At 72.3% G+C, this 19818-nt stretch carries 16 protein-coding genes; 8 read left to right on the top strand and 8 right to left on the bottom strand.

The genetic code is table 11. The features are described 5' to 3' along the window. Positions 1-750: 750 nt before the first annotated feature. The gene (locus tag ACQYWQ_RS21470; protein WP_431036705.1) at positions 751-2349 is read right to left on the bottom strand and encodes a Na+/H+ antiporter; all 1599 of its coding nucleotides are present in this window, start codon (positions 2347-2349) and stop codon (positions 751-753) included. A gap of 530 nt (positions 2350-2879) precedes the next feature. Between ACQYWQ_RS21470 and ACQYWQ_RS21465 the strand changes: the two genes are divergently transcribed. From ACQYWQ_RS21465 to ACQYWQ_RS21455, 3 genes are all read left to right on the top strand, one after another. Further along, positions 2880-3140 carry a UBP-type zinc finger domain-containing protein gene (locus ACQYWQ_RS21465; RefSeq protein WP_431039286.1) on the top strand — a complete coding sequence of 87 codons (261 nt, stop codon included), beginning with the start codon at positions 2880-2882 and terminating at the stop codon, positions 3138-3140. A gap of 292 nt (positions 3141-3432) precedes the next feature. Beyond that, on the top strand, positions 3433-3846 hold the full coding sequence (locus ACQYWQ_RS21460) for an anti-sigma regulatory factor (protein ID WP_431036704.1): 414 nt from the start codon (positions 3433-3435) through the stop codon (positions 3844-3846). 238 nt (positions 3847-4084) lie between these two features. Continuing rightward, a complete protein-coding gene (locus ACQYWQ_RS21455; protein WP_431036703.1) occupies positions 4085-5263 on the top strand; it encodes a SigB/SigF/SigG family RNA polymerase sigma factor in 1179 nt (392 codons plus the stop codon). Positions 5264-6150: 887 nt separating this feature from the next. On the opposite strand, the gene ACQYWQ_RS21450 is transcribed toward ACQYWQ_RS21455, so the two are convergent. Further along, positions 6151-6579: a hypothetical protein gene (locus ACQYWQ_RS21450; protein ID WP_431036701.1), complete on the bottom strand. Its 429-nt coding sequence runs from the start codon at positions 6577-6579 to the stop codon at positions 6151-6153. A 324-nt stretch (positions 6580-6903) separates the two neighbouring features. Between ACQYWQ_RS21450 and ACQYWQ_RS21445 the strand changes: the two genes are divergently transcribed. Together ACQYWQ_RS21445 and ACQYWQ_RS21440 are read left to right on the top strand one after the other, a co-directional pair. Then, positions 6904-7872: a diacylglycerol/lipid kinase family protein gene (locus tag ACQYWQ_RS21445; RefSeq protein ID WP_431036699.1), complete on the top strand. Its 969-nt coding sequence runs from the start codon at positions 6904-6906 to the stop codon at positions 7870-7872. A gap of 319 nt (positions 7873-8191) precedes the next feature. Continuing rightward, complete coding sequence (locus tag ACQYWQ_RS21440) at positions 8192-8449, top strand: WhiB family transcriptional regulator (protein ID WP_008745686.1); 258 nt, start codon at positions 8192-8194, stop codon at positions 8447-8449. Positions 8450-8873: 424 nt separating this feature from the next. Here the strand turns inward: ACQYWQ_RS21440 and ACQYWQ_RS21435 are convergent, their stop codons facing one another. Further along, complete coding sequence (locus ACQYWQ_RS21435; protein ID WP_431039285.1) at positions 8874-10349, bottom strand: histidine kinase N-terminal domain-containing protein; 1476 nt, start codon at positions 10347-10349, stop codon at positions 8874-8876. A gap of 549 nt (positions 10350-10898) precedes the next feature. Beyond that, positions 10899-11522 carry a TetR/AcrR family transcriptional regulator gene (locus ACQYWQ_RS21430; protein ID WP_431036697.1) on the bottom strand — a complete coding sequence of 208 codons (624 nt, stop codon included), beginning with the start codon at positions 11520-11522 and terminating at the stop codon, positions 10899-10901. Between the two features lie 101 nt (positions 11523-11623). Between ACQYWQ_RS21430 and ACQYWQ_RS21425 the strand changes: the two genes are divergently transcribed. Further along, positions 11624-12376 (top strand): SDR family oxidoreductase, encoded by a 753-nt coding sequence (locus ACQYWQ_RS21425; RefSeq protein WP_431036696.1) that lies wholly within the window; start codon positions 11624-11626, stop codon positions 12374-12376. Positions 12377-12632: 256 nt separating this feature from the next. Then, positions 12633-13418, top strand: a complete 786-nt coding sequence (gene nagB, locus ACQYWQ_RS21420) for a glucosamine-6-phosphate deaminase (RefSeq protein WP_431036695.1) — start codon at positions 12633-12635, stop codon at positions 13416-13418. A gap of 88 nt (positions 13419-13506) precedes the next feature. On the opposite strand, the gene ACQYWQ_RS21415 is transcribed toward nagB, so the two are convergent. The 4 genes from ACQYWQ_RS21415 to ACQYWQ_RS21400 form a co-directional block, all read right to left on the bottom strand. Further along, positions 13507-14991 (bottom strand): glycoside hydrolase family 3 protein, encoded by a 1485-nt coding sequence (locus ACQYWQ_RS21415; RefSeq protein ID WP_431036694.1) that lies wholly within the window; start codon positions 14989-14991, stop codon positions 13507-13509. Between the two features lie 6 nt (positions 14992-14997). Further along, positions 14998-15828: a carbohydrate ABC transporter permease gene (locus tag ACQYWQ_RS21410; protein WP_431036693.1), complete on the bottom strand. Its 831-nt coding sequence runs from the start codon at positions 15826-15828 to the stop codon at positions 14998-15000. Next, entirely contained in the window at positions 15825-16817 is a 993-nt protein-coding gene (locus ACQYWQ_RS21405; RefSeq protein ID WP_431036691.1) for a carbohydrate ABC transporter permease, read from the bottom strand. The genes ACQYWQ_RS21410 and ACQYWQ_RS21405 overlap by 4 nt, the downstream gene beginning before the upstream one ends. Positions 16818-17116: 299 nt before the next feature. Beyond that, a complete protein-coding gene (locus ACQYWQ_RS21400) occupies positions 17117-18400 on the bottom strand; it encodes an extracellular solute-binding protein (RefSeq protein WP_431036690.1) in 1284 nt (427 codons plus the stop codon). A 450-nt stretch (positions 18401-18850) separates the two neighbouring features. Here ACQYWQ_RS21400 and ACQYWQ_RS21395 point away from each other — a divergent pair, with 450 nt between their 5' ends. Continuing rightward, positions 18851-19648 (top strand): GntR family transcriptional regulator, encoded by a 798-nt coding sequence (locus tag ACQYWQ_RS21395; RefSeq protein ID WP_431036689.1) that lies wholly within the window; start codon positions 18851-18853, stop codon positions 19646-19648. Positions 19649-19818 lie beyond the last annotated feature (170 nt).

The raw sequence follows: 19818 nt of genomic DNA, 5'->3' as shown, positions 1-19818 counted from the left end.
CGGCCCGGGGGCGAGGGCGATGACCGCACGCGCCCGGGGCTACGTGGTCCCGGCGGCGCTACGGCACCACGGCGCAGGGCTCCGGCCGGGCCCGGCGGACGGTGTCCGTCGGGGCAGCGGGTGGGCCGACAGCTCTGCCAGGAGTCAGGCGCGCTCCTGCGGCGTCGCGGGGGCGGATCGCCACGACGGTGAGCCTGAGCGGGCGCGTTCCCATCACGGGGGGACCGATCAGCCGCAGAGACACGGGACCGGCGCTGGGGCACCTGGCCGGGCGGAGGTGCGGGGAACGCGTCTTCCCGGCGTCATGTGGTCCGGTGGGGCGGCGCCTCACTCTCCGCGTGATGGGGCCTGCGCGGCCGGTGTCGGCGCCCTTCCGTCTGGGCACCCGTTCCCGCCGGAGAGGGGACCAGCCCACCCGTGGGGGACCACCCTGGCCCGCGCCGACGGGTCCGAAGACGTGGCCGCCGCTCCCCCACCACCGAGGCCGGCCCCTGGCGGCTCGCGCTCCGCGGCCGACGGGTCGTCCGCCGTGGCACCTCTCCGCCACGGCATCAGGGGGAGAGCCCAACGCCCCCGGTGGCGGGCGCGCTCGGGCCGGCCGCCGCCCGCCACCGCAGGCGGAGAGGGGACCGCCGTCGGTGGCGGGCACGGGCGGCGGCCCACCGGTGACGGAGGCGACGCCCGTGAGGAGGCACCGCCTGCGGCCCCGCGCGAGGACGGGCACTGCCCGCGCCCCGGCGGGGAAGGGCGTCAGTCCCCGCTTTCCTCGCGGTAGGCCGCCGCCTCCTCCAGGTCCAGCCGGTGCAGGAGGGTGCGGAGCATTTCGTCATCGATGCGGCGGTGGTCGCGGAGTTCGACGAAGACGGCGCGTTCGGCGCCGATCATCTCGCGGGAGAGGCGGCGGTAGGTGGCGTCGGCGGACTCGCCCTCGTCGTTGACGGCGCCGAGGCGTTCCCAGGGGGCATTCCTGCGGCGTTCCAGGACGGTACGCAAACGGTCCAGGAGGGGGCCGGGAAGTGCGTTGTTCTCCTCGGCGAGCAACGCTTCGAGGCGCTTCTCCGCGGCGGCGGACGCCTCGCTCTGGGCCTGCGCCTCGATGAGCGTGTCCCGTCGCGCCTCGGGTTGCGGAAGGCGGAGCAGGCGGATGAGCGGGGGCAGCGAGAGGCCCTGCACGACGAGGGTGCCGATGACGGTCGTGAAGGTGAGGAAGAGGATCAGGCTGCGGGCGGGGAAGTCCGAGCCGTCGTGGACGGTCATCGGGATGGAGAAGGCGATGGCGAGCGAGACGACGCCCCGCATCCCCGCCCAGCCGATGACGAAGGGCCCCTTCCACGTGGGTTCGGGCTCCCTGCGGCGCACCCGGGCGGAGAGGAAGCGAGGCAGGTAGGTGGCCGGGTAGACCCAGACGAAGCGGGTGGCGACGACGACCAGGAAGAGGGCGAGCGCGTACCAGATGACGATCGGGCTGTCGTAGTGACCGAGGTCTTCGAGTACGACGGGGAGCTGGAGACCGATGAGGGCGAAGACCGTGGACTCCAGGATGAAGGCGACCATCCGCCACACGGCGTCCTCCTGGAGCCGCGTGGCGAAGTCGACCTGCCACGAGCGGTGCGCGAGGTACAGGGCGACGACGACCACGGCGAGCACGCCCGAGCCGCCGAACTTCTCGGCGACGGCGTAGGCGAAGAAGGGGGTGAGCAGGGACAGGCTGTTCTGGAGCAGCGCCTCCGTGAGGTGGGTGCGCAGCCAGTGCAGCGGGACCATCAGGAGCAGCCCGACGGCGATGCCGCCGAAGGACGCGAGCAGGAACTCGCCGATCCCCTCGCCCCAGCTGGCGCCCTCGCCGACGGCGGCGGCTACGGCGACCTTGTAGGCGGTGATCGCGGTGGCGTCGTTCACGAGGGACTCGCCCTGGAGGATCGTCGTGATCCGTGCCGGCAGCCCCACCCTGCGGGCGACGGCCGTCGCGGCGACGGCGTCCGGCGGGGCGATCACGGCGCCGAGGACGAGGGCGGCGGTGAGCGGGAGGGCGGGGACGAGGAGGTAGATGACGTATCCGACAACGAGGGTCGCGAAGAGGACGTACCCCACGGAGAGGAGCCCGATCGCACGGGCGTGCGCGCGCAGTCCGAGATAGGAACTGTCGGCGGCGGCGGTGTAGAGCAGGGGCGGCAGCAGGAGGGGGAGGACGATCTCGGGATCGAGGCCGTAGTCCGGAATGCCGGGCAGGTAGGAGATGGCGAGCCCCACGGTGACGATCAGCAGCGGGGCCGGGATCGGGGTGCGGCGCGCGGCTCCCGCCACGGCGGCGCTTCCGGCGACGAGGAGCAGCACGGGCAGGGCGTCCATGAGCGCGGGGGTTCTCCTTCGGGAGGGACGGGGGCATCGGGCGTACAGGGGAGGGCGGGCGGAGACGGCGAGCGGGGACGGGCGGGAGGGTCGGCGGGAGCAGCGGCGCACGGGCGGGGGCGGGAGGCGGACGACGGAGCGGGAGACGGTACGGGCCGGGCGCCGGGGCGCCGTGCAGGACGCCGGACGGGCGTGTTCCCGCGGACCGGCGGAAGCGAAGCGAGGGGCGGGACACGCGGGCGGACGGGCGGGGCGGGGTGCGGCGGATCGGATCGAGTCGGTTCTCGGCTCGGGTCGAGTCGGGTGACGTCGGGTCGGGTCGGGTCGGGTCGGGTGACGTCACGTCGGGTCGGGTCGGTGGTGGAGCCGTGGCAGGCGGGGCGGGCGGGTCTGTCGTAGTCTGACAATCTTGACCCCCTTGCCTCACTCCACGTAGGTGTCCGCGCGGAACGGCGGGTGTTGGCGGGTGGGTGCGGGAGTGTCGTGGCGTCCCGGCAGGGGCCGGGCGCCGGAGCGAGGAGCGCGTGGTGTTGAAGGACTGCCCCCACCTGCCCGGGCTGCCGGACCCGGAGCCCGAGGCGCTGAGCGAGACCTGCCTCGAATGCCTGGCGGTGGGCAGCCATCCGGTGCAACTGCGCAAGTGCCTCGTGTGCGGGCGGGTGAGCTGCTGCGATTCCTCGCCGTACCGGCACGCCACCGCGCACTTCGACGAGACGGGCCACGCCGTGATGCGCTCCTTCGAACCGGGCGAGGACTGGCGCTGGTGCTACGTGGACAACTCGCTGGTCTGAGCGCCCCCCGCGGCCCGAGGAACCGGAGAGGTCTGAGCGCGAGAGCCGGGGGAAGGTTCGATGGGGCGGGGGCTGGGTACGTCACCCCGGCATCGCGTCGCGCGGATCGAGGGCGCCGCACCGCCCCACCGATCGTGCCCACGGTCTTACGATGAGTGACGCGAGGGCCGGGGGTCCCCGGGACAGGGGGCCCGGGTGCGCGGTAGCGTCACGGCTGAACGACGAGGCATGCGATCCGGGGGTGGCACATCCCCGGAGCCCCGAAAGAGCTTGTACCACCTTGGAGGTGAGGGTGTCCCCTATCGCAGGCGAGCCCGGGACCGAGGACTTCGTGGAAGTCCGGCTGCCGGCTGCGGGTGCCTACCTGTCGGTGCTGCGGACGGCGACGGCCGGTCTCGCGGCGCGTTTGGACTTCACCCTCGACGAGATCGAGGATCTGCGGATCGCGGTCGACGAGGCGTGCGCGATCCTGCTTCAGCAGGCGGTGCGGGGCTCCGTGCTCCGCTGCGTCTTCCGGCTGATCGGTGACGCGCTGGAGGTGATTGTCGCGGCGCCGACCACGGACGGGAGGGCGCCGGAGCGGGACACCTTCGCGTGGACGGTGCTGTCCGCGCTCGCGGGAAAGGTGGAGTCGTCGGTGTCCGAGGACAAGACGGTGTCCATCTCCCTCTACAAGCAGCGTGGTGCCGGACCTGGTCCGGTCTGAGACGGACGGGGGCGGGCCGGTGCGTGAGAAGAAGCGGGATGCCGCCCGGGGCCGTTCGCGCGAGGGCGCCGCGAGCGGTACCGGGCCGGCCACGCCGGCCGGTCCCCCGGGGGCCGGCCGGGCTCCGGGCCCGGCGGGCGGCTCCGATGCGGGAGCGCCCGGGGCGGGCGACCGCGGACGGGGGAACGAGCGAGGGGGTCTTCCTGACCCCAGGGACGCGGTGGAGCGGGCGGGACGGATGAGCGAGCAGGAGCACCCGCAGGGGGAGCGCAAGCCGGACGACACGGGGCAGTCCCCGCCGTCGCCCGGGCAGCCGGTGCCGCACGGCGGGGAGCCGTCGGCGGTACGGGGCGAGGCGCCCGCAGGGTCCGTACGGGACGAAGCAGCCGTCGGCGCGGCCCCGCCCGTATCCGAGGCGACCGTGCCGCACGAGACCGACGTGCCGCACGCCGACGTGCCGCACGAAGCCGACGCCGTGCACGAGACCGACGCGGCGCACGAGACCGACGCGACGCACGAGACCGACGTGCCGCACGAGCCGGACACGGCGCACGAGCCGGACGTACCGCACGAGCCGGACGCGGCGCACGACGAGGAGCGGGCGCCCGGCGAGTCCGCTTCCGGGCGGCCGGGGCACCACCGTGCCCGCGGCGCGCGGGAGAGCGAGGACCGCAGCGAGGCGCGGGCGCTCTTCGTACGGCTGCGGACGCTGGAGCCGGAGTCGGCGGCGTACGCGGAGCTGCGCAACCGGCTCGTGCGGATGCACCTGCCGCTCGTGGAGCACCTGGCACGGCGTTTCCGCAATCGCGGGGAGCCGCTCGACGACCTGACACAGGTCGCGACGATCGGCCTGATCAAGTCGGTGGACCGGTTCGACCCCGAGCGGGGCGTCGAGTTCTCGACGTACGCGACCCCGACCGTCGTCGGCGAGATCAAGCGGCACTTCAGGGACAAGGGCTGGGCGGTACGGGTGCCGCGCAGGCTCCAGGAGCTGCGGCTCTCGCTCACCTCGGCGACGGCGGAGCTGTCGCAGCAGCACGGGCGTTCGCCGACGGTGCACGAGCTGGCGCAGCGGCTCTCCATCTCCGAGGAGGAGGTCCTTGAGGGCCTGGAGTCCGCGAACGCCTACAGCACGCTCTCGCTCGACGTCCCCGACACCGACGACGAGTCGCCCGCGGTCGCCGACACGCTCGGCGCGGAGGACGAGGCGCTGGAGGGTGTCGAGTACCGGGAGTCGCTCAAACCGCTCCTGGAGGACCTGCCACCGCGCGAGAAGCGCATCCTGCTGCTGCGGTTCTTCGGCAACATGACGCAGTCCCAGATCGCGCAGGAGGTCGGCATCTCCCAGATGCACGTCTCCCGTCTCCTCGCCCGCACGCTGGCCCAGCTCCGCGAAAAACTCCTCGTGGAGGAGTGAGGGCCCGCCCGCCGCGCGGAGCCTGCGGCCGGGACCCGGCCCGCCGCGGGACCGCGCCCGTATCAGCGGGTACGGCGGGCCTGTGAACGTATGCGGACGGCGAAACGAACCGGCACACGGTCCGGCACGCGGCGGGCCAGGGCGGTCAGCCGACCGGGGCGGCGGCGCAGAGCGGCGGACTCGGGCGGGGAGCGCGACGGACGGCCGGGCGACGGGCGGCCCGGGCGACGGGCGCGGCTCCTGCCCCAGGACGGCGCACGGGCTCAGGCCCCGGCGGTACCCGCCCTGTGCCTCCCTACGAGGCCCCGCGCCTCCGTACGAGGCCCCGCGCCCCCGTACGAGGCCCCGCGCCCCCGTACGAGGCCCCGCGCCCCCGTACGAGGCCCCGGGCAGCCGTACGAGCAGCCGGGGTGACGCCGGTGCCCCCGCGCCCGCTTCACCGACCGCGCGCGGCTGTTCACCGCCGTAGCGACCGGGGGTTACGGGCTGCCCGCCGTCGCGTTCGCGGACGAGGAGGCTCGCTCGACCGCGGCGCCGGATTCGTACGCTTCCGCGCGAGCACTCCGGGGAGTTCCGTGTCATGTTCACGCTGGGGCCGCCGCGCGACGCGTACACGGGGCCGCGCGCGGAACGACAGCGGCTCGCCGACGCGCCGCGGTCGAGCGTCGCGGACCGCGACTCCGGGGCTGGGAGCCGCGGGCCTGGAGCGGGAACAGGAGGGACACCGCCTCGCCGCGTGGCCGCGCGCGTGGCGCGATTCGGTGGGGTGCTTCCGTACGGTGGCGGCCGGCGTCTTCCCGCGAGGGTGACCCGAGCGCGCGCTCGGGTCACGCCGTACGGCGCTCAGGGCCCGTACGAACGGTGCCGAGGTCGCCTGAGGGCGCAGGTCAGGAGGCGGCGTCGCTCGGGGCGCGGATGCCCAGGGTCTCGGTCGTCTCCCTGTTGAGAAGGCAGACGAGGCCCGCGATCGAGGCGGCGGCGAGAACGATGCCGCCGGGGATGAACAGGCTGTCGGTCTTGAGCAGGGTCCAGGCGACGGGGAGGCCCATGAGCTGCATGATGACGGCAGGGCCGCGGCTCCAGCGGCGCAGGCGCCACAGGCCGCGTGCGGCGATTCCGGGAATGGCGCCGAGGACGACGAGCATGATGCCGACGGTGGCGGTGTCCCCCAGGTCGCCCGAGCCCGCGAGACCGCGGATGAGGACGTAGAGGCCGCCGACGACGAGGGCGAGGGCTTCCAGGGCGCAGATGAGGGTGGCGAGGAAGAGGCGCCGGGGGCGGGGGGCGGGTGCGGTGGAAGGCTGCTCGCTGCTCACGGATGCCAGGGTAGCGGGGCGGGGGTGGGGGATGTCCCCTAGGGGTGTCCCTTACATGCGGGTTTCTCCCCCTGGGGCCCACAACGCGCAACGGGACAGCGGAGTTCCCGGGCGCGAAGGCGGGGCGGGCCCTGCGGCCTCTCGCCCGTCAACACGGAGTTCCCGGGCGCGAAGGCGGGGCGGGCCCTGCGGCCTCTCGCCCGTCAACACGGAAGGGCTCACCGCCCGCCCCCACGGCCCCACTCCCTCCCCACCCCACCTCACACCGCTTCGCTCACGGGTGCGTGGGAGCAGTTGGCGCTACCGATGGGTACTCTGCCTTTCATGCGTGCTCTTCTCGTGGTCAATCCGGCGGCTACCACCACCAGTGCGCGCACGCGCGATGTGCTGATTCACGCGCTGGCCAGTGAGATGAAGCTGGAGGCCGTGACCACCGAGTACCGGGGGCACGCGCGGGACCTGGCGCGGGAGGCGGCCGAGGCGGCCGATATCGACCTCGTCGTGGCGCTCGGCGGCGACGGCACCGTCAACGAGGTGGTCAACGGGCTGCTGCACCAGGGCCCGGCCCCGGAGTCGCTGCCCGGGCTCGCGGTCGTGCCCGGGGGTTCGACGAACGTCTTCGCGCGGGCACTCGGGCTGCCCAACCACCCGGTCGAGGCGACGGGCGCGATCCTGCACGCGCTGCACGAGCGCTCCGAACGCACGGTCGGCCTCGGTCTCGCCTCGGGCACGCGCGGCAGCGAGGACGAGTCGGTCCCCGCGCGCTGGTTCACCTTCAACGCGGGGCTCGGTTTCGACGCCGGAGTCGTGGGCCGGGTCGAACAGAAGCGGGAGCGCGGCAAACGCTCCACGCACGCCTTGTACGTACGGCAGTTGCTCCGCCAGTTCGTCGACGAACCCTCGCGCAGGGCGGGCCGGATCACGCTGGAGCGGGCCGGCGAGGCACCCGTCGACGACCTGGTCCTGTCGATAGTCAGCAACACCAATCCGTGGACCTACCTGGGCAACAAGCCGCTCTACGCCTCCCCCGGCGCCTCCTTCGACACCGGGCTCGACGTGCTCGGCCTGAGCCGTCTGTCGACCGCCGCCGTCACGAAGTACGGGACGCAGTTGCTCAGGTCCTCGCCCGAGCGCGGCCCGCAGGGCAGGCACGCGGTGTCGCTCCACGATCTCAGTGAGTTCACCTTGCATTCCAAGGTCCCTTTGCCCTTTCAGATGGACGGTGACCACCTGGGGCTCCGGACGAGCGTGACGTTCACAGGCGTTCGCCGTGCACTGCGTGTGATTGTGTGAGTGGAAGCAAGCAAAGACCTTGCACTCGAACGTTTAGAGCACGATCCACCCCATAGAAGTACGGCTGTGACCTAGTCGACACCAAAGAATCAAAAAAAACTTTCCGGAAGGGGTTGTATCCCGCCCGGAGGTTTGGGAATCTCTACGTGGCGATCGGGACGGGCCCCACAAGCGGCCCCCACAGAGAGCCAGAATCCCTCCCTCCCCAGGACCCCGCCAGGGTTAGAACTGGCTGGTCGGTCCTTCCCTCGGGTGGGATTCGTGAAAGCGTTCACATTCACAAGCAACGTGCATGTAATACCAAGGAGAGGTAGCAGCCATGGACTGGCGTCACAACGCCGTTTGCCGCGAGGAAGACCCCGAGCTCTTCTTCCCCATCGGCAACACCGGTCCTGCGCTGCTGCAGATCGAGGAAGCCAAGGCCGTCTGCCGTCGCTGCCCGGTTATCGAGCAGTGTCTGCAGTGGGCGCTTGAGTCCGGCCAGGACTCCGGCGTCTGGGGTGGCCTCAGCGAGGACGAGCGCCGCGCGATGAAGCGCCGCGCCGCTCGCAACCGGGCGCGCAACGCGACCGCCTGAGCAAAGCCCCCCAAGAGCCTGGCGCTTGGCGGCGCGTACAGCGTGTACGCACGACCCGCCCCCGAGCCGCAGCGCGCAGTACGCGGTCGACGCCCTTGAGGCGCTCACCGCAAGCGGTACCCCACAGCAACACCCCCATAGCGTGAACGACGAAGGGCCCGGCCCGGTCAGCGACGACCGGCCGGGCCCTTTGTCTTGCCCGCGCGCGTCCGGCGGGGTCGCGTGCCCGCCCACGACGCGTACGTCGGCACGATGCCGCCGCGCGGTACGTCGGCACGATGCCGCCGCCCCGTACGTCGGCACGGTGCCGCCGCGTGCGGGTCAACAGCCGTGCCCCGTAAGGCCGTACGCACGGCTGTACGTCAACACCGCTCCCCCGCCGCGCGCCCACGCACGGGTGAACCCGCCCGCGACCCGGCACCGTTCACGCCGTGTCGCCCTCCACGGGGATGTCCAGGACGACCCGCGTCCCGCGCTCCGGCGCGGGAACCATGTCGAACGTGCCGCCGAGTTCGCCCTCCACGAGGGTGCGGACGATCTGGAGGCCGAGGTTGCCCGAGCGGTGCGGGTCGAAGCCCTCAGGGAGGCCCACGCCGTCGTCCTGCACGGTGATGAGCAGCCGATGGCCGTCCCTGCCCGCCCCGCCGCCGCGCACAGCGCCGACCTCGACCGTCCCCGTGTCGCCCGGCCCGAAGCCGTGCTCCAGGGCGTTCTGGATGACCTCGGTGAGGACCATCGAGAGCGGCGTGGCGACCTCCGCCGTGAGTATCCCGAAGCGCCCCGTGCGGCGCCCGGCGACCTTGCCCGGGGAGATCTCCGCGACCATCGTGAGCACCCGGTCGGCGATCTCGTCGAACTCGACCTGCTCGTCCAGGTTCTGGGACAGCGTCTCGTGGACGATCGCGATGGAGCCCACGCGGCGCACGGCCTCGTCGAGCGCCGCGCGGCCGCTCTCGGAGTCGATGCGGCGGGCCTGGAGGCGCAACAGGGCGGCCACCGTCTGGAGATTGTTCTTCACCCGGTGGTGAATTTCCCTGATGGTGGCGTTCTTCGTCATCAACTCGCGTTCGCGGCGGCGCAATTCCGTCACATCGCGGAGCAGGACGAGCGAACCGATGTGCGTGCCTTTCGGTTTGAGCGGAATGGCGCGCATCTGAATGACCGCGTCATTTCCCTCGACCTCGGTCTCGCGCGGCGCCCAGCCGCTCGCGAGTTTCACAAGGGCCTCGTCCACCGGGCCCTTGGACGGGGCGAGTTCGGCCGTGGCCTGGCCGAGGTGCACGCCGACGAAGTCGGTCGCGAGGCCGAGACGGTGGTACGCGGACAGGGCGTTGGGCGAGGCGTACTGGACCATACCCTCGGCGTCGAGGCGGATGAGCCCGTCGCCGACGCGCGGCGAGGCGTCCATGTCGACCGACTGGTCGGGGAAGGGGAACGCGCCCGCCGCGATCATCTGCGCGAGGTCGGAGGCGCTCTGGAGGTAGCTCAGCTCCAGGCGGCTCGGGGTGCGCACGGTGAGCAGGTTGGTGTTGCGGGCGATGACGCCGAGTACGCGGCCCTCGCGGCGCACGGGGATCGACTCGACCCGCACGGGGACCTCCTCGCGCCACTCCGGGTCGCCCTCGCGCACGATGCGGCCCTCGTCGAGCGCGATGTCGAGCATGGGCCGGCGGCCGCGCGGGACGAGGTGGCCGACCATGTCGTCCTGGTACGAGGTGGGGCCGGTGTTCGGGCGCATCTGCGCGACCGAGACGTACCGCGTGCCGTCGCTCGTCGGGACCCACAGGACGAGGTCGGCGAAGGAGAGGTCGGACAACAGCTGCCACTCCGAGACCAGCAGGTGGAGCCATTCGAGATCGGAGTCGCTGAGCGCCGTGTGCCGGCGTACGAGGTCGTTCATGGAGGGCACCCGGCGAGCGTACCCGGGCCGTGGGCGAACCCGTGCGCCCGTCCGCCCCCAGGGGCCGCGGCGCCGCGAGGGGACCCTCGACCCCTCCGGCACCGCAGCCCGAAGGCGTGTCCGCACGCCCCGAGGGGCGCGGGACCGCGAGCCCCCGGGTGTGCGGTGCCCGGTGGCCCTGCGGGGAGTCCGCGCGGTCAGGGCAGAGAGCGCGGGTCCCCGGGTCCGCCCTCCTGTGCGGGGAGAACGGAAGCCGATGCCGCGCGAGGCGCGGACTAGACCATTTTCACGGCCACCCACGCCCGCTGTCCATGCCCTGGGGCGAATTACTTGGCCGCGGGCACGGGTCACACCCGCCGGACACGCACGCGGGGCGGCGCACTCGCCGGACACGCACGCGGGGCGCACTTGCCGACCACGTACACGGGGCGCACCCGCCGACCACACCCCGCACGGCCGCGCGGGCCACCCGTGCCCCACACCCGCACAGCCCGGACGCCCCCGCGCCGCACGCCCCCGCGCCGCACGCCCCCGCGCCGCGTGCCCCGCTCACGCGCCCCCGGGCCACACCGCGAGGGCCAGTTCGGCGACCGCCCCCAGTTCGGCGGCCGTGGCGCCGTCCCTGGCCTGCTGCGAGAGCCCCTGGAGAACGGTCGCGACGTACGCGGCGAGCGCCGCCGTATCGGTCCCCGCGGGGAGTTCGCCCGCCCGGACGCCCGCGGCGATCCGCGCCTCGACGGCGCTACGGGTCGCGAGGCGCCGCGCGCGCAGGTCGGCCACGACCTCCGATGTCGAGCAGTTGGTCGCGGCCGTGATGACCATGCACCCCGCGGGGCGGCCCGGAGCCGCGTACTCGACGGCGGCCTCGCGCAGCAGCCGGGCGACGGCGGCGCGGGCGGTGGGCTCCTCGGCGAGCGCGCGTCCGGAGAAGGCGCCGGGGCCCTCCCCGTAGCGGGCGAGCGCCTCGGTGAAGAGGGCGCGCTTGCCGCCGAAGGCGGCGTACAGGCTCGGGGGCTTGATGCCCATCGCGGCGGTGAGATCGGCGACGGACGTGGCCTCGTAGCCACGCTCCCAGAACAGGCGCACGGCGATGCCGAGCGCGCGCTCGCGGTCGAAGGCCCGGGGGCGCCCGCGGCGCCCGGCACCGTCGCTCACTGTGGTGGTGCTGCTCATGCGGGGATTTTATAGCGACCGCTAGACAAAGCACCGGCACCGGCTCTACTTTTCTTTTTCTAGCGACCGCTAAAGAAGTGGTCGGGGACGAGGGGACAGCCATGACCGCAGGCAGGCTCGACGGCACGACGGCGCTCGTCACGGGTGGGGGCAGGGGCATCGGGCGCGGGATCGCGGAACGGCTCGGGCGGGACGGGGCGCGGGTCGCGGTGCACTACGGGTACGACGAGGGGGCGGCGAAGGAGACGGTGGCCGCGATCGAGGCCGCGGGGGGCAGCGCCTTCACCGTGCACGCGCCGCTCGGCGGGGCGGGGGACGCGGACCGCCTCTGGACGGAGTTCGACCGGCTCGCCGACGGGCTCGACATCCTGGTCAACAACGCGGGGATCGGCACGTCGGACGCGTACGAGGACATCGACGAGGCCGCGTACGACCGGCTGTTCGCCGTGAACACCAAGGCGCCGTTCTTCCTCACCCGCGCCGGGCTCGGGCGGCTGCGCGACGGCGGCAGGATCGTCAACGTGTCGACGGGCCTGACGCGCAACGCGATGATGCCCCACCTCGTGGCCTACTCGATGACGAAGGCGGCGCTCGAAGTCCTCACGCGCGACCTGGCCAGGGTGGTCGGCCCGCGCGGCATCACGGTGAACACGGTGGCACCGGGGATCATCGCGACCGACAACACGGCGCCGATCCTCGCCACCGAGGAGCAGCGCGCCGGGGCCGCCGCGCTCTCCGCGCTCGGCCGCGTCGGACGCCCCGCCGACATCGGCGACGTCGTCGCCTTCCTCGCGTCCGACGAGGCGCGCTGGATCACGGGCGCGTGGATCGACGCGACGGGCGGCTCGGTCTGAGCCGGGCGCGGACGGGACGGACGGCGCGAACGGAGGGCCGCGCCGCCCGCCCCGCCCGCACCATCGACACCACCCCCGCCACCCACACCATCGGCACCACCCCCGCCACCCCCCTCACCCCGCCACTCGCCTCGCTCCCGCCACCCGCCTCGCCCCCACCGCCGCCCGCCATCCGGACAACCCCTTCTGCCCCGGGGCCCCATCTGATAAATTGGTCTATACCACATGTGTCTCTTTCAGATCGGCAGGCCCCAGCGTGGAAGTTGTCATCGTCCCGGACGCGCAGGCCGGCGGCAGGCTCGTCGCCGACGCGATCGCGCGGCTGCTGCGGCGCAAGCCCGATGCCCTGCTCGGGGTGGCCACCGGGTCGACGCCGCTGCCCGTGTACCAGGCGCTCACCGGGCTCGTGCGCTCCGGTGAGGCGGATGTCGCGCGGGCGCGGATCGCGCAGCTCGACGAGTACGTGGGGCTGCCCGCCGGGCACCCCGAGTCGTACCGCGCGGTCGTGCTGCGCGAGGTCGTCGAGCCGCTCGGGCTCGACCCGTCCGCCTTCCTCGGCCCCGACGGCTCGGCCGCCGACGTGCAGGCCGCGTGCGAGGCCTACGACCAGGCCCTGAAGGACGCGGGCGGCGTGGACCTCCAGCTCCTCGGCATCGGCACGGACGGGCACATCGGCTTCAACGAGCCGTGCTCCTCGCTCGCTTCCCGTACCCGCATCAAGACGCTCACCGAGCAGACCCGGGTCGACAACGCGCGGTTCTTCGACGACGACATCGCGCAGGTCCCGCACCACGTCATCACGCAGGGCATCGGGACGATCCTGGAGGCGCGTCACCTCGTGCTCCTCGCGACGGGCGAGAACAAGGCCGAGGCGGTCGCGCAGTCCGTCGAGGGCCCGGTCGCCTCGCTCGTGCCCGCGTCCGCGCTCCAGCTCCACCCGCACGCGACGGTCGTCGTGGACGAGGCGGCGGCCTCGAAGCTCAAGCTCGCGGGGTACTTCCGCGCGACATGGGCGGCGAAGCCGGACTGGCAGGGCATCTGAGCCCGCACGCGCGGCCGGAAGCACGCCGAAGGGCCCGGATTCCTCCCCCCGTAAGGAATCCGGGCCCTTCGGCGTGTCTGCCGGGCGGCTAGGCGCCCACGAGGACCTCGGCCGCGGCCTCGCCGCACACGCGAGCCGCGCCGTGCGTGACGACGTACGGGCTGCCCTGGGGGACCTCCTGCGGGACGCCCATCTCGACGACGGCCGTGTCCGGGCGCGCGGCGAGCAGCGCGTCACGCGCCTCGGCCATCCACGGGTGGCGGTGCGCGTCGCGCACGGCGAGGACGAGGCGGCGCTCCCCCGCGGCGGCGAGCACGTCGGCGACGAGCGTCCCGTCCCCCTGCGGCCCGTACGCGTCCCCCGAGGTGCCGGGCAGCCGGCGGGCCAGCGCGTCGGCCGGGCCCCACGGGGTCTCGGTGCCGACGGCGATGTTCGCCTCGTCGCTCAGGAGCGCGACGTACGGGGCGGCCGTGAGCGGCGTGAAGTCGCCGTGGACGCGCACCGCGCGCCGTGCGGCCTCCAGGCCGATCCCGGGGCGCGGTGTCGCGGGCGCCGCTGTGGTGGTACGGGTCCAGCGGGCCAGGGCGCGGACGCGCTCGGCGGCGTCGGCGAGGCGTTCCTCGGGGAGCGAGCCGTCCCGTACCGCGGCGACGAGCGCGTCGCGCAGCGCGAGGACGATGCCCTCGTCGTGGAGCCCGCCGCCCACGCAGATCGCGTCGGCCCCCGCGGCGACGGCGAGGACCGTGCCGCGCTCGATGCCGTACGTGCCGGCGATGGCACGCATCTCCATGCCGTCGGTGACGATGAGCCCTTCGTAGCCCAGTTCCTCGCGCAGCAGGCCCGTGAGGATGCGGCGGCTGAGCGTCGCGGGGACCTCGGCGTCGAGCGCGGGGACGACGATGTGGGCACTCATCAGGGCGCGGCTGCCCGCGGCGATCGCGGCGCGGAAGGGGGCGAGTTCGCGGGCGCGGAGCGTGTCGGCGTCGGCGTCGATGCGGGGCAGCGCGAGGTGCGAGTCGACGTTGGTGTCGCCGTGGCCGGGGAAGTGCTTGACGCAGGCGATGACCCCGGCGGACTGGAGCCCTTCGACGTACGCGGCGGTGTGCCGGGCGACGAGGCCCTGGTCGGCGCCGAAGGAGCGCACGCCGATGACCGGGTTGTCCGGGTCGGAGTTCACGTCGGCGGAGGGCGCCCAGTTGAAGTGCACGCCGCAGGCGGCGAGGCGGCGGCCGAGTTCGGCGGCGACGGAGCGGGTCAGTTCCGGGTCGTCGACGGCGCCGAGCGCGAGGTTGCCGGGGATGAAGGAGCCGGTGGCGACGTCGAGGCGGGTGACGTCGCCGCCCTCCTCGTCGATCGCGACGAGGATGTCCTCGCGCTCGGCACGGAGCTGGGCCGTCAGGGCGGCGAGCTGTTCGTCGCCCGCGATGTTGCGCCCGAAGAGGCCGACGGACGCGAGTCCTTCGCCGATGCGGCGCAGCAGCCAGCCGGGCGCCGTGGTGCCGGCGAAGCCGGGCTGGAGGACGGTGAGGGCGTCACGGGTGAGGGTGTCGGGGGCGCTGATGAGCGTGGTCATGGGGGGTTATCCCTTCACGGCGCCGTCGGTGAGGCCGGACACGGCCCTGCGCTGGAGGAAGACGAAGAGGACGAGGATCGGCACAGCGAAGAGCGAGGAAGCGGCCATCGTGGCGCCCCAGTCGTCACCGAAGTTGGTCTGGAAGGAGGAGAGCCACAGCGGGAGGGTCTGCGCCTCCTTCTCCTTGTTGAGCACCAGGACGAGCGGGAACTCGTTCCACGCGGTGATGAAGCCGAAGAGCGAGGTGGACATGAGCCCGGGCGCGAGGAGCGGCAGGATCACGCGGCGGAAGGCCTGCGGCCTGGTGCAGCCGTCGACCATCGCCGACTCCTCCAGCTCGGCCGGGATCGCCCCGACGAAGCCGCGCAGGGTCAGGAGCGTGAACGGCAGGATCATCACGAGGTAGAAGAGCGTGAGCGGGACGAGGCTGTTGAGCAGGTCCGCGTCGCGCACGATCATGTAGATCGCGATGACCATGACCTCCCAGGGCGCCATCTGGGCGATCATGAAGCCGATGACGAAGCCCTTGCGGCCCTTGAAGCGCATCCGGCTCAGGGCGAAGGCCCCGGCGAGCGCGAGGATCAGCGAGCCGACGACGGCGAGGATCGTCACGGTGAGCGAGTTGACGACGAGGTGCCCGAAGTTCTCGGCGTGCACGGCCGTCTTGAAGTGCTCGAAGGTGAAGTCGGTGGGGAACCAGACCGGGGTCTCGCTGATGACGTCGCCGGTCGGCTTGAAGGCCGTCGAGAACATCCAGTAGACGGGGAAGACGAAGCCGATGAACAGCAGGACGGCGACGATGTTGGGCCACACGCGGCCGAAGAGTGAGCGCTTCACAGCTCGTCCTCCCCTTGCTTCAGAACGATCCGGAGGTAGTACGAGGTGAGGCCGAGCAGGATGAGCAGCGTCAGGAAGGAGATCGCGGCGCCCATGCCGAAGTGCTGGTTGCCCATGCCCTCGATGTACGCGTAGACGGGCAGGATCTCGGTGAGCCTGTCGGGGCCGCCCTGGTTGAAGGCGAAGACCTGCGCGAACGCCTTGAAGACCCAGATGACTTCGAGGAACGTCGTGGCGAAGAGGAAGGGCCGCAGGAAGGGAAAGGTGACGTTCTTGAAGGACTTCCAGACCCCGGCGCCGTCGAGCGAGGCGGCCTCGTACAGCTCCTTCGGGATCGTCGTCGTCGCGGCGTAGAGGTTGATCGCCACGAAGGGGATCGACTGCCAGACGATGAGCCAGGTGATCACGAAGAAGGTCGAGAACTGGCTGCTCGTCCAGGAGAAGTCGGCCATCGAGTGCCAGCCGAGCTTGTCGAGCACGTAGTTGACGACGCCGAAGCGCTCGGCGAAGAGCCACTGGTAGACGGTGGTGGCCGCGATGACCGGCATCGCCCAGGCGAGGACGAGGCCGATGAGGAGGAAGACGCGCATCCGGCGGCCGAGGCGCGCGAGGAGCAGCCCGATGAGGGAGCCGAGCGCCATGATCAGGATGACGTTGACGCCGGTGAAGAGCACCGAGCGCAGCGTGACGCGCCAGAACTCGGAGCCGCCGAGCACGTCCTGGTAGTTGTGGAAGCCCGTCCACTCGGTCACGCGCTGGATGAACTGGCGCATGTTGAGGTTCTGGAAGGACAGCACCAGGTTCTTGACCAGCGGCCAGCCGAGCAGCACCAGCGTCGCGAGGACGGCGGGCAGCAGCAGGAGGTACGGGGTCAGGGCCTTGCGCCGCGCGGCCTTCGCCGCTCTGGCCGAGGGGGACCCGGGTCCGCCCCCGGGCTTCGCCTCGACCAGTCCCGGGTCCGTGCCCGGGAGTGGGGTCTCCACTGTCATGCTCGCCTTCGCTTTCTGGGCCTGCCGCCCGCGCGCCCGCTCCTGGGGGCGGTCCTGCTCGTACGGGCCTGTCCTGCTGCTACGGGTACGGGGCCCTGTCCTGCTCTACGGGTACGGGGCGGACCCGCGCGGACCGGCGCGGGGTCCTGGGCGGACCGCCCGGGTCCGGGGGCCCGGGCTCGTACGTACGCGGCGCCGGGCACGCCCCGGACCCGTACGCGGCGGGGCCGGAGGCCGGGACGAGGGGGCACCGCTCCCGCGGTGGGTCCCCCGCCCCCGGCCCCCGGCCTGGGTGCTGCTTACTGCTGCTGCGCGAGGCGCTTGTTGAACTCGCCCTCGACCTGCTTGGCCGCGTCCGCGGGGGACTTCCCCTTGAGGACGGCGGTCATGTAGGTCTTGATCGGGTTCGGGGCGTTCTCGACCGGGGCCCACTCCGGGATGAGCGGCGTGGTGCCGCCGCTCGCGGCGGCCGGTGCGGCGGCCTGCGCCGCGGCGTTGCCGTCGAGGTTGCTCTCCAGCGAGGTCTTGTTCGGGATGACCCCGCCTTCCTTGGCGAGCTGGCCCTCGAACGTGTCGGAGAGCGCGAGCTTCAGGAACTCCTTGGCGAGGTCCTGCTTCTTGCTGCCCTCGGCGACGGCGAGGTTCGAGCCACCGAGGAAGACGCCCTCGGGCTTGTCGGCGGTGGCGCCGGGGATCGTGAAGTAACCGAGGTCCTTCTCGATCGCCGGGTTCGCCTTGATGGCGGTGCCGGCCTCCCAGCCCATGCCGATGATGGCGCCGGTCTTGCCCTTGGCGAAGACGTCGGCCTGCTGCGGGGTGGCCTCGTCCTTGTCCTTGGGCGCCTTGGAGAGCGCCTGGAACTTCTTGTAGGTCTCCATCGCGGCGGCGACCTTCGGGTCGGCCAGGTTGGAGACGTACTTGTCGCCGTCCTTCTTGACCAGCTCGGCACCCTCACCGATGGTCAGGCCGACGAAGTGGTACCAGTTCTGGCCCGGCAGGTAGATCGGCTCGGCCTTGGTCTTCTCGCCGATCTTCTTGAGGTCGTTGTAGAACTCGTCCCGCGTCTTCGGGGTGTCGGTGATCCCCGCGTCCTTCCAGATCTTCTTGTTGTAGAGGACGACGCGGTTGAGCACGAACCACGGGGCGGCGTACTGCTTGCCGTCCACGATCGCGGACTTGTTCATCGACTCGGTCCAGTCGGAGCCGATCGAGGACTTGAGGTCGCCGAGGTCCGCCAGGCCGCCGCTCTGCGCGTACGAGGGGGTCTGCGTGTTGCCGACCTCGAAGACGTCCGGCGGGTTCGACTCGGAGAGCGCGGTGGTCAGCTTCTGCTGGATGCCGTTCCACTGCTGGATCTCGAACTTGACCTTGGCCTTGGTCTTCTTCTCGAAGGCCGCCGTGAGGTCCTTCTGCCACTGGTCGGGCGTCGAGCCGTCCATGACCCATACGGTCAGGGTCTGGCCCTTGTAACCGTCCTTGCCCGACGACGCCTTGTTCGACGACGAGTCATCGTCCGAGCCACACGCCGCGACCGAAGTGATCATCGCGGCCGCACCGATCGCCGCTATGAGCTTGCGCTTCACGCCACCCTCCTCAGGGATTCCAGCAACCCCCCACCCACAGCGACGGCGCACACGAAAGGCAGCACTCGCGGGACTGGGACCTGGTCATTAATGGTGTAGACCAGTACCCCGGAGCTTGGCCTAGACCTTTAGGGGTGTCAAGGGTGTATAAGAGGGGCTGTCCTCTCCGTTACCGGACCGACACCTGTTCCGCGCGCGGAGGCGGCCGCGGGGCCGCACCGTAAGGGCACACGGCGAGCCGTGCCACGATGGGCGGCGCCACACGCACCACCGCACCACACCCGCACAGGCACAGGCACCACACACACGGCACACCCGCACAGGCACCACCGCACCACACACGGCACACCCGCACAGGCAGTACCGCACCACACGCGGTACGGCACGACAAGCACCCAGGAGCGGCCGGCCCCAGCGACGGCCGCCGAGCCGGAGAGGCGAGCGCGAAGAATGGGCACCGACGGGGGCAGGACGCGATCCGGCCCGGACACCAAGGCCGCCGCGACCAAGCCGGGCGCGGGCCCCGTGACGGCCGCGCGCACCGCCCGGGTGCCGAAGTACTACCACCTCAAACGCCACCTCCAGGACATGACGCGCACCCTGCCGCCCGGCAGCCCCGTGCCCCCGGAGCGCGCGCTCGCGGCCGAGTTCGACACCTCCCGTACGACCGTGCGCCAGGCGCTCCAGGAACTCGTCGTCGAGGGCAGGCTCGAACGCATCCAGGGCAAGGGCACCTTCGTCGCCAAGCCGAAGGTCTCGCAGGCGCTGCAACTCACCTCGTACACCGAGGACATGCGCGCCCAGGGCCTGGAACCGACGTCTCAGCTCCTGGACATCGGCTACGTCACCGCCGACGAGCGCCTCGCCGGGCTGCTCGACATCGACACGGGCGGCAGGGTGCTGCGCATCGAGCGGCTGCGGCTCGCGAGCGGCGAGCCGATGGCGATCGAGACGACGCATCTGGCCGCCAAGCGCTTCCCCGCGCTGCGCCGTTCACTCGTCAAGTACACGTCCCTGTACACCGCGCTCGCCGAGGTCTACGACGTGCGGCTCGCCGAGGCCGAGGAGACCATCGAGACCTCGCTCGCGACCCCGCGCGAGGCGTCCCTGCTCGGCACCGACGTCGGCCTGCCGATGCTGCTGCTCTCGCGGCACTCGGTGGACGGGCGCGGGGAGCCGGTGGAGTGGGTGCGCTCCGTCTACCGCGGCGACCGTTATAAGTTCGTGGCCAATCTGCGCCGCCCGTAAGTCCGTTACCTCCCGAAGGACAAAGTCCCCCGCCCGCGCACACGCCAGGACAGCCCGGGCGCGGGCGACTTCCCGAACGCGTCCGCTATGCGGTACAGGGGTGTTGCCTGGCCGGTAACTGCCCTACATTTCCGCCGTCGCGTCGCGTGCGGCGACGCGTGCCCGCGCAC

Source organism: Streptomyces sp. P6-2-1 (assembly GCF_050613165.1).
In the GTDB taxonomy this organism is placed as follows: Bacteria; Actinomycetota; Actinomycetes; order Streptomycetales; family Streptomycetaceae; genus Streptomyces.
This window is presented reverse-complemented; position numbering and strand designations above follow the sequence as displayed.

What these genes read in the sequence shown, in the direction of transcription:
- ACQYWQ_RS21415 (WP_431036694.1), bottom strand. Translation starts at nt 14,991, where the DNA reads ATGACCACGCTCATCAGCGCCCCCGACACCCTCACCCGTGACGCCCTC.
- ACQYWQ_RS21445 (WP_431036699.1), top strand. Translation starts at nt 6,904, where the DNA reads ATGCGTGCTCTTCTCGTGGTCAATCCGGCGGCTACCACCACCAGTGCG.
- ACQYWQ_RS21425 (WP_431036696.1), top strand. Translation starts at nt 11,624, where the DNA reads ATGACCGCAGGCAGGCTCGACGGCACGACGGCGCTCGTCACGGGTGGG.
- ACQYWQ_RS21430 (WP_431036697.1), bottom strand. Translation starts at nt 11,522, where the DNA reads ATGAGCAGCACCACCACAGTGAGCGACGGTGCCGGGCGCCGCGGGCGC.
- ACQYWQ_RS21440 (WP_008745686.1), top strand. Translation starts at nt 8,192, where the DNA reads ATGGACTGGCGTCACAACGCCGTTTGCCGCGAGGAAGACCCCGAGCTC.
- ACQYWQ_RS21395 (WP_431036689.1), top strand. Translation starts at nt 18,851, where the DNA reads ATGGGCACCGACGGGGGCAGGACGCGATCCGGCCCGGACACCAAGGCC.
- ACQYWQ_RS21435 (WP_431039285.1), bottom strand. Translation starts at nt 10,349, where the DNA reads ATGAACGACCTCGTACGCCGGCACACGGCGCTCAGCGACTCCGATCTC.
- ACQYWQ_RS21455 (WP_431036703.1), top strand. Translation starts at nt 4,085, where the DNA reads ATGAGCGAGCAGGAGCACCCGCAGGGGGAGCGCAAGCCGGACGACACG.
- ACQYWQ_RS21470 (WP_431036705.1), bottom strand. Translation starts at nt 2,349, where the DNA reads ATGGACGCCCTGCCCGTGCTGCTCCTCGTCGCCGGAAGCGCCGCCGTG.
- ACQYWQ_RS21405 (WP_431036691.1), bottom strand. Translation starts at nt 16,817, where the DNA reads ATGACAGTGGAGACCCCACTCCCGGGCACGGACCCGGGACTGGTCGAG.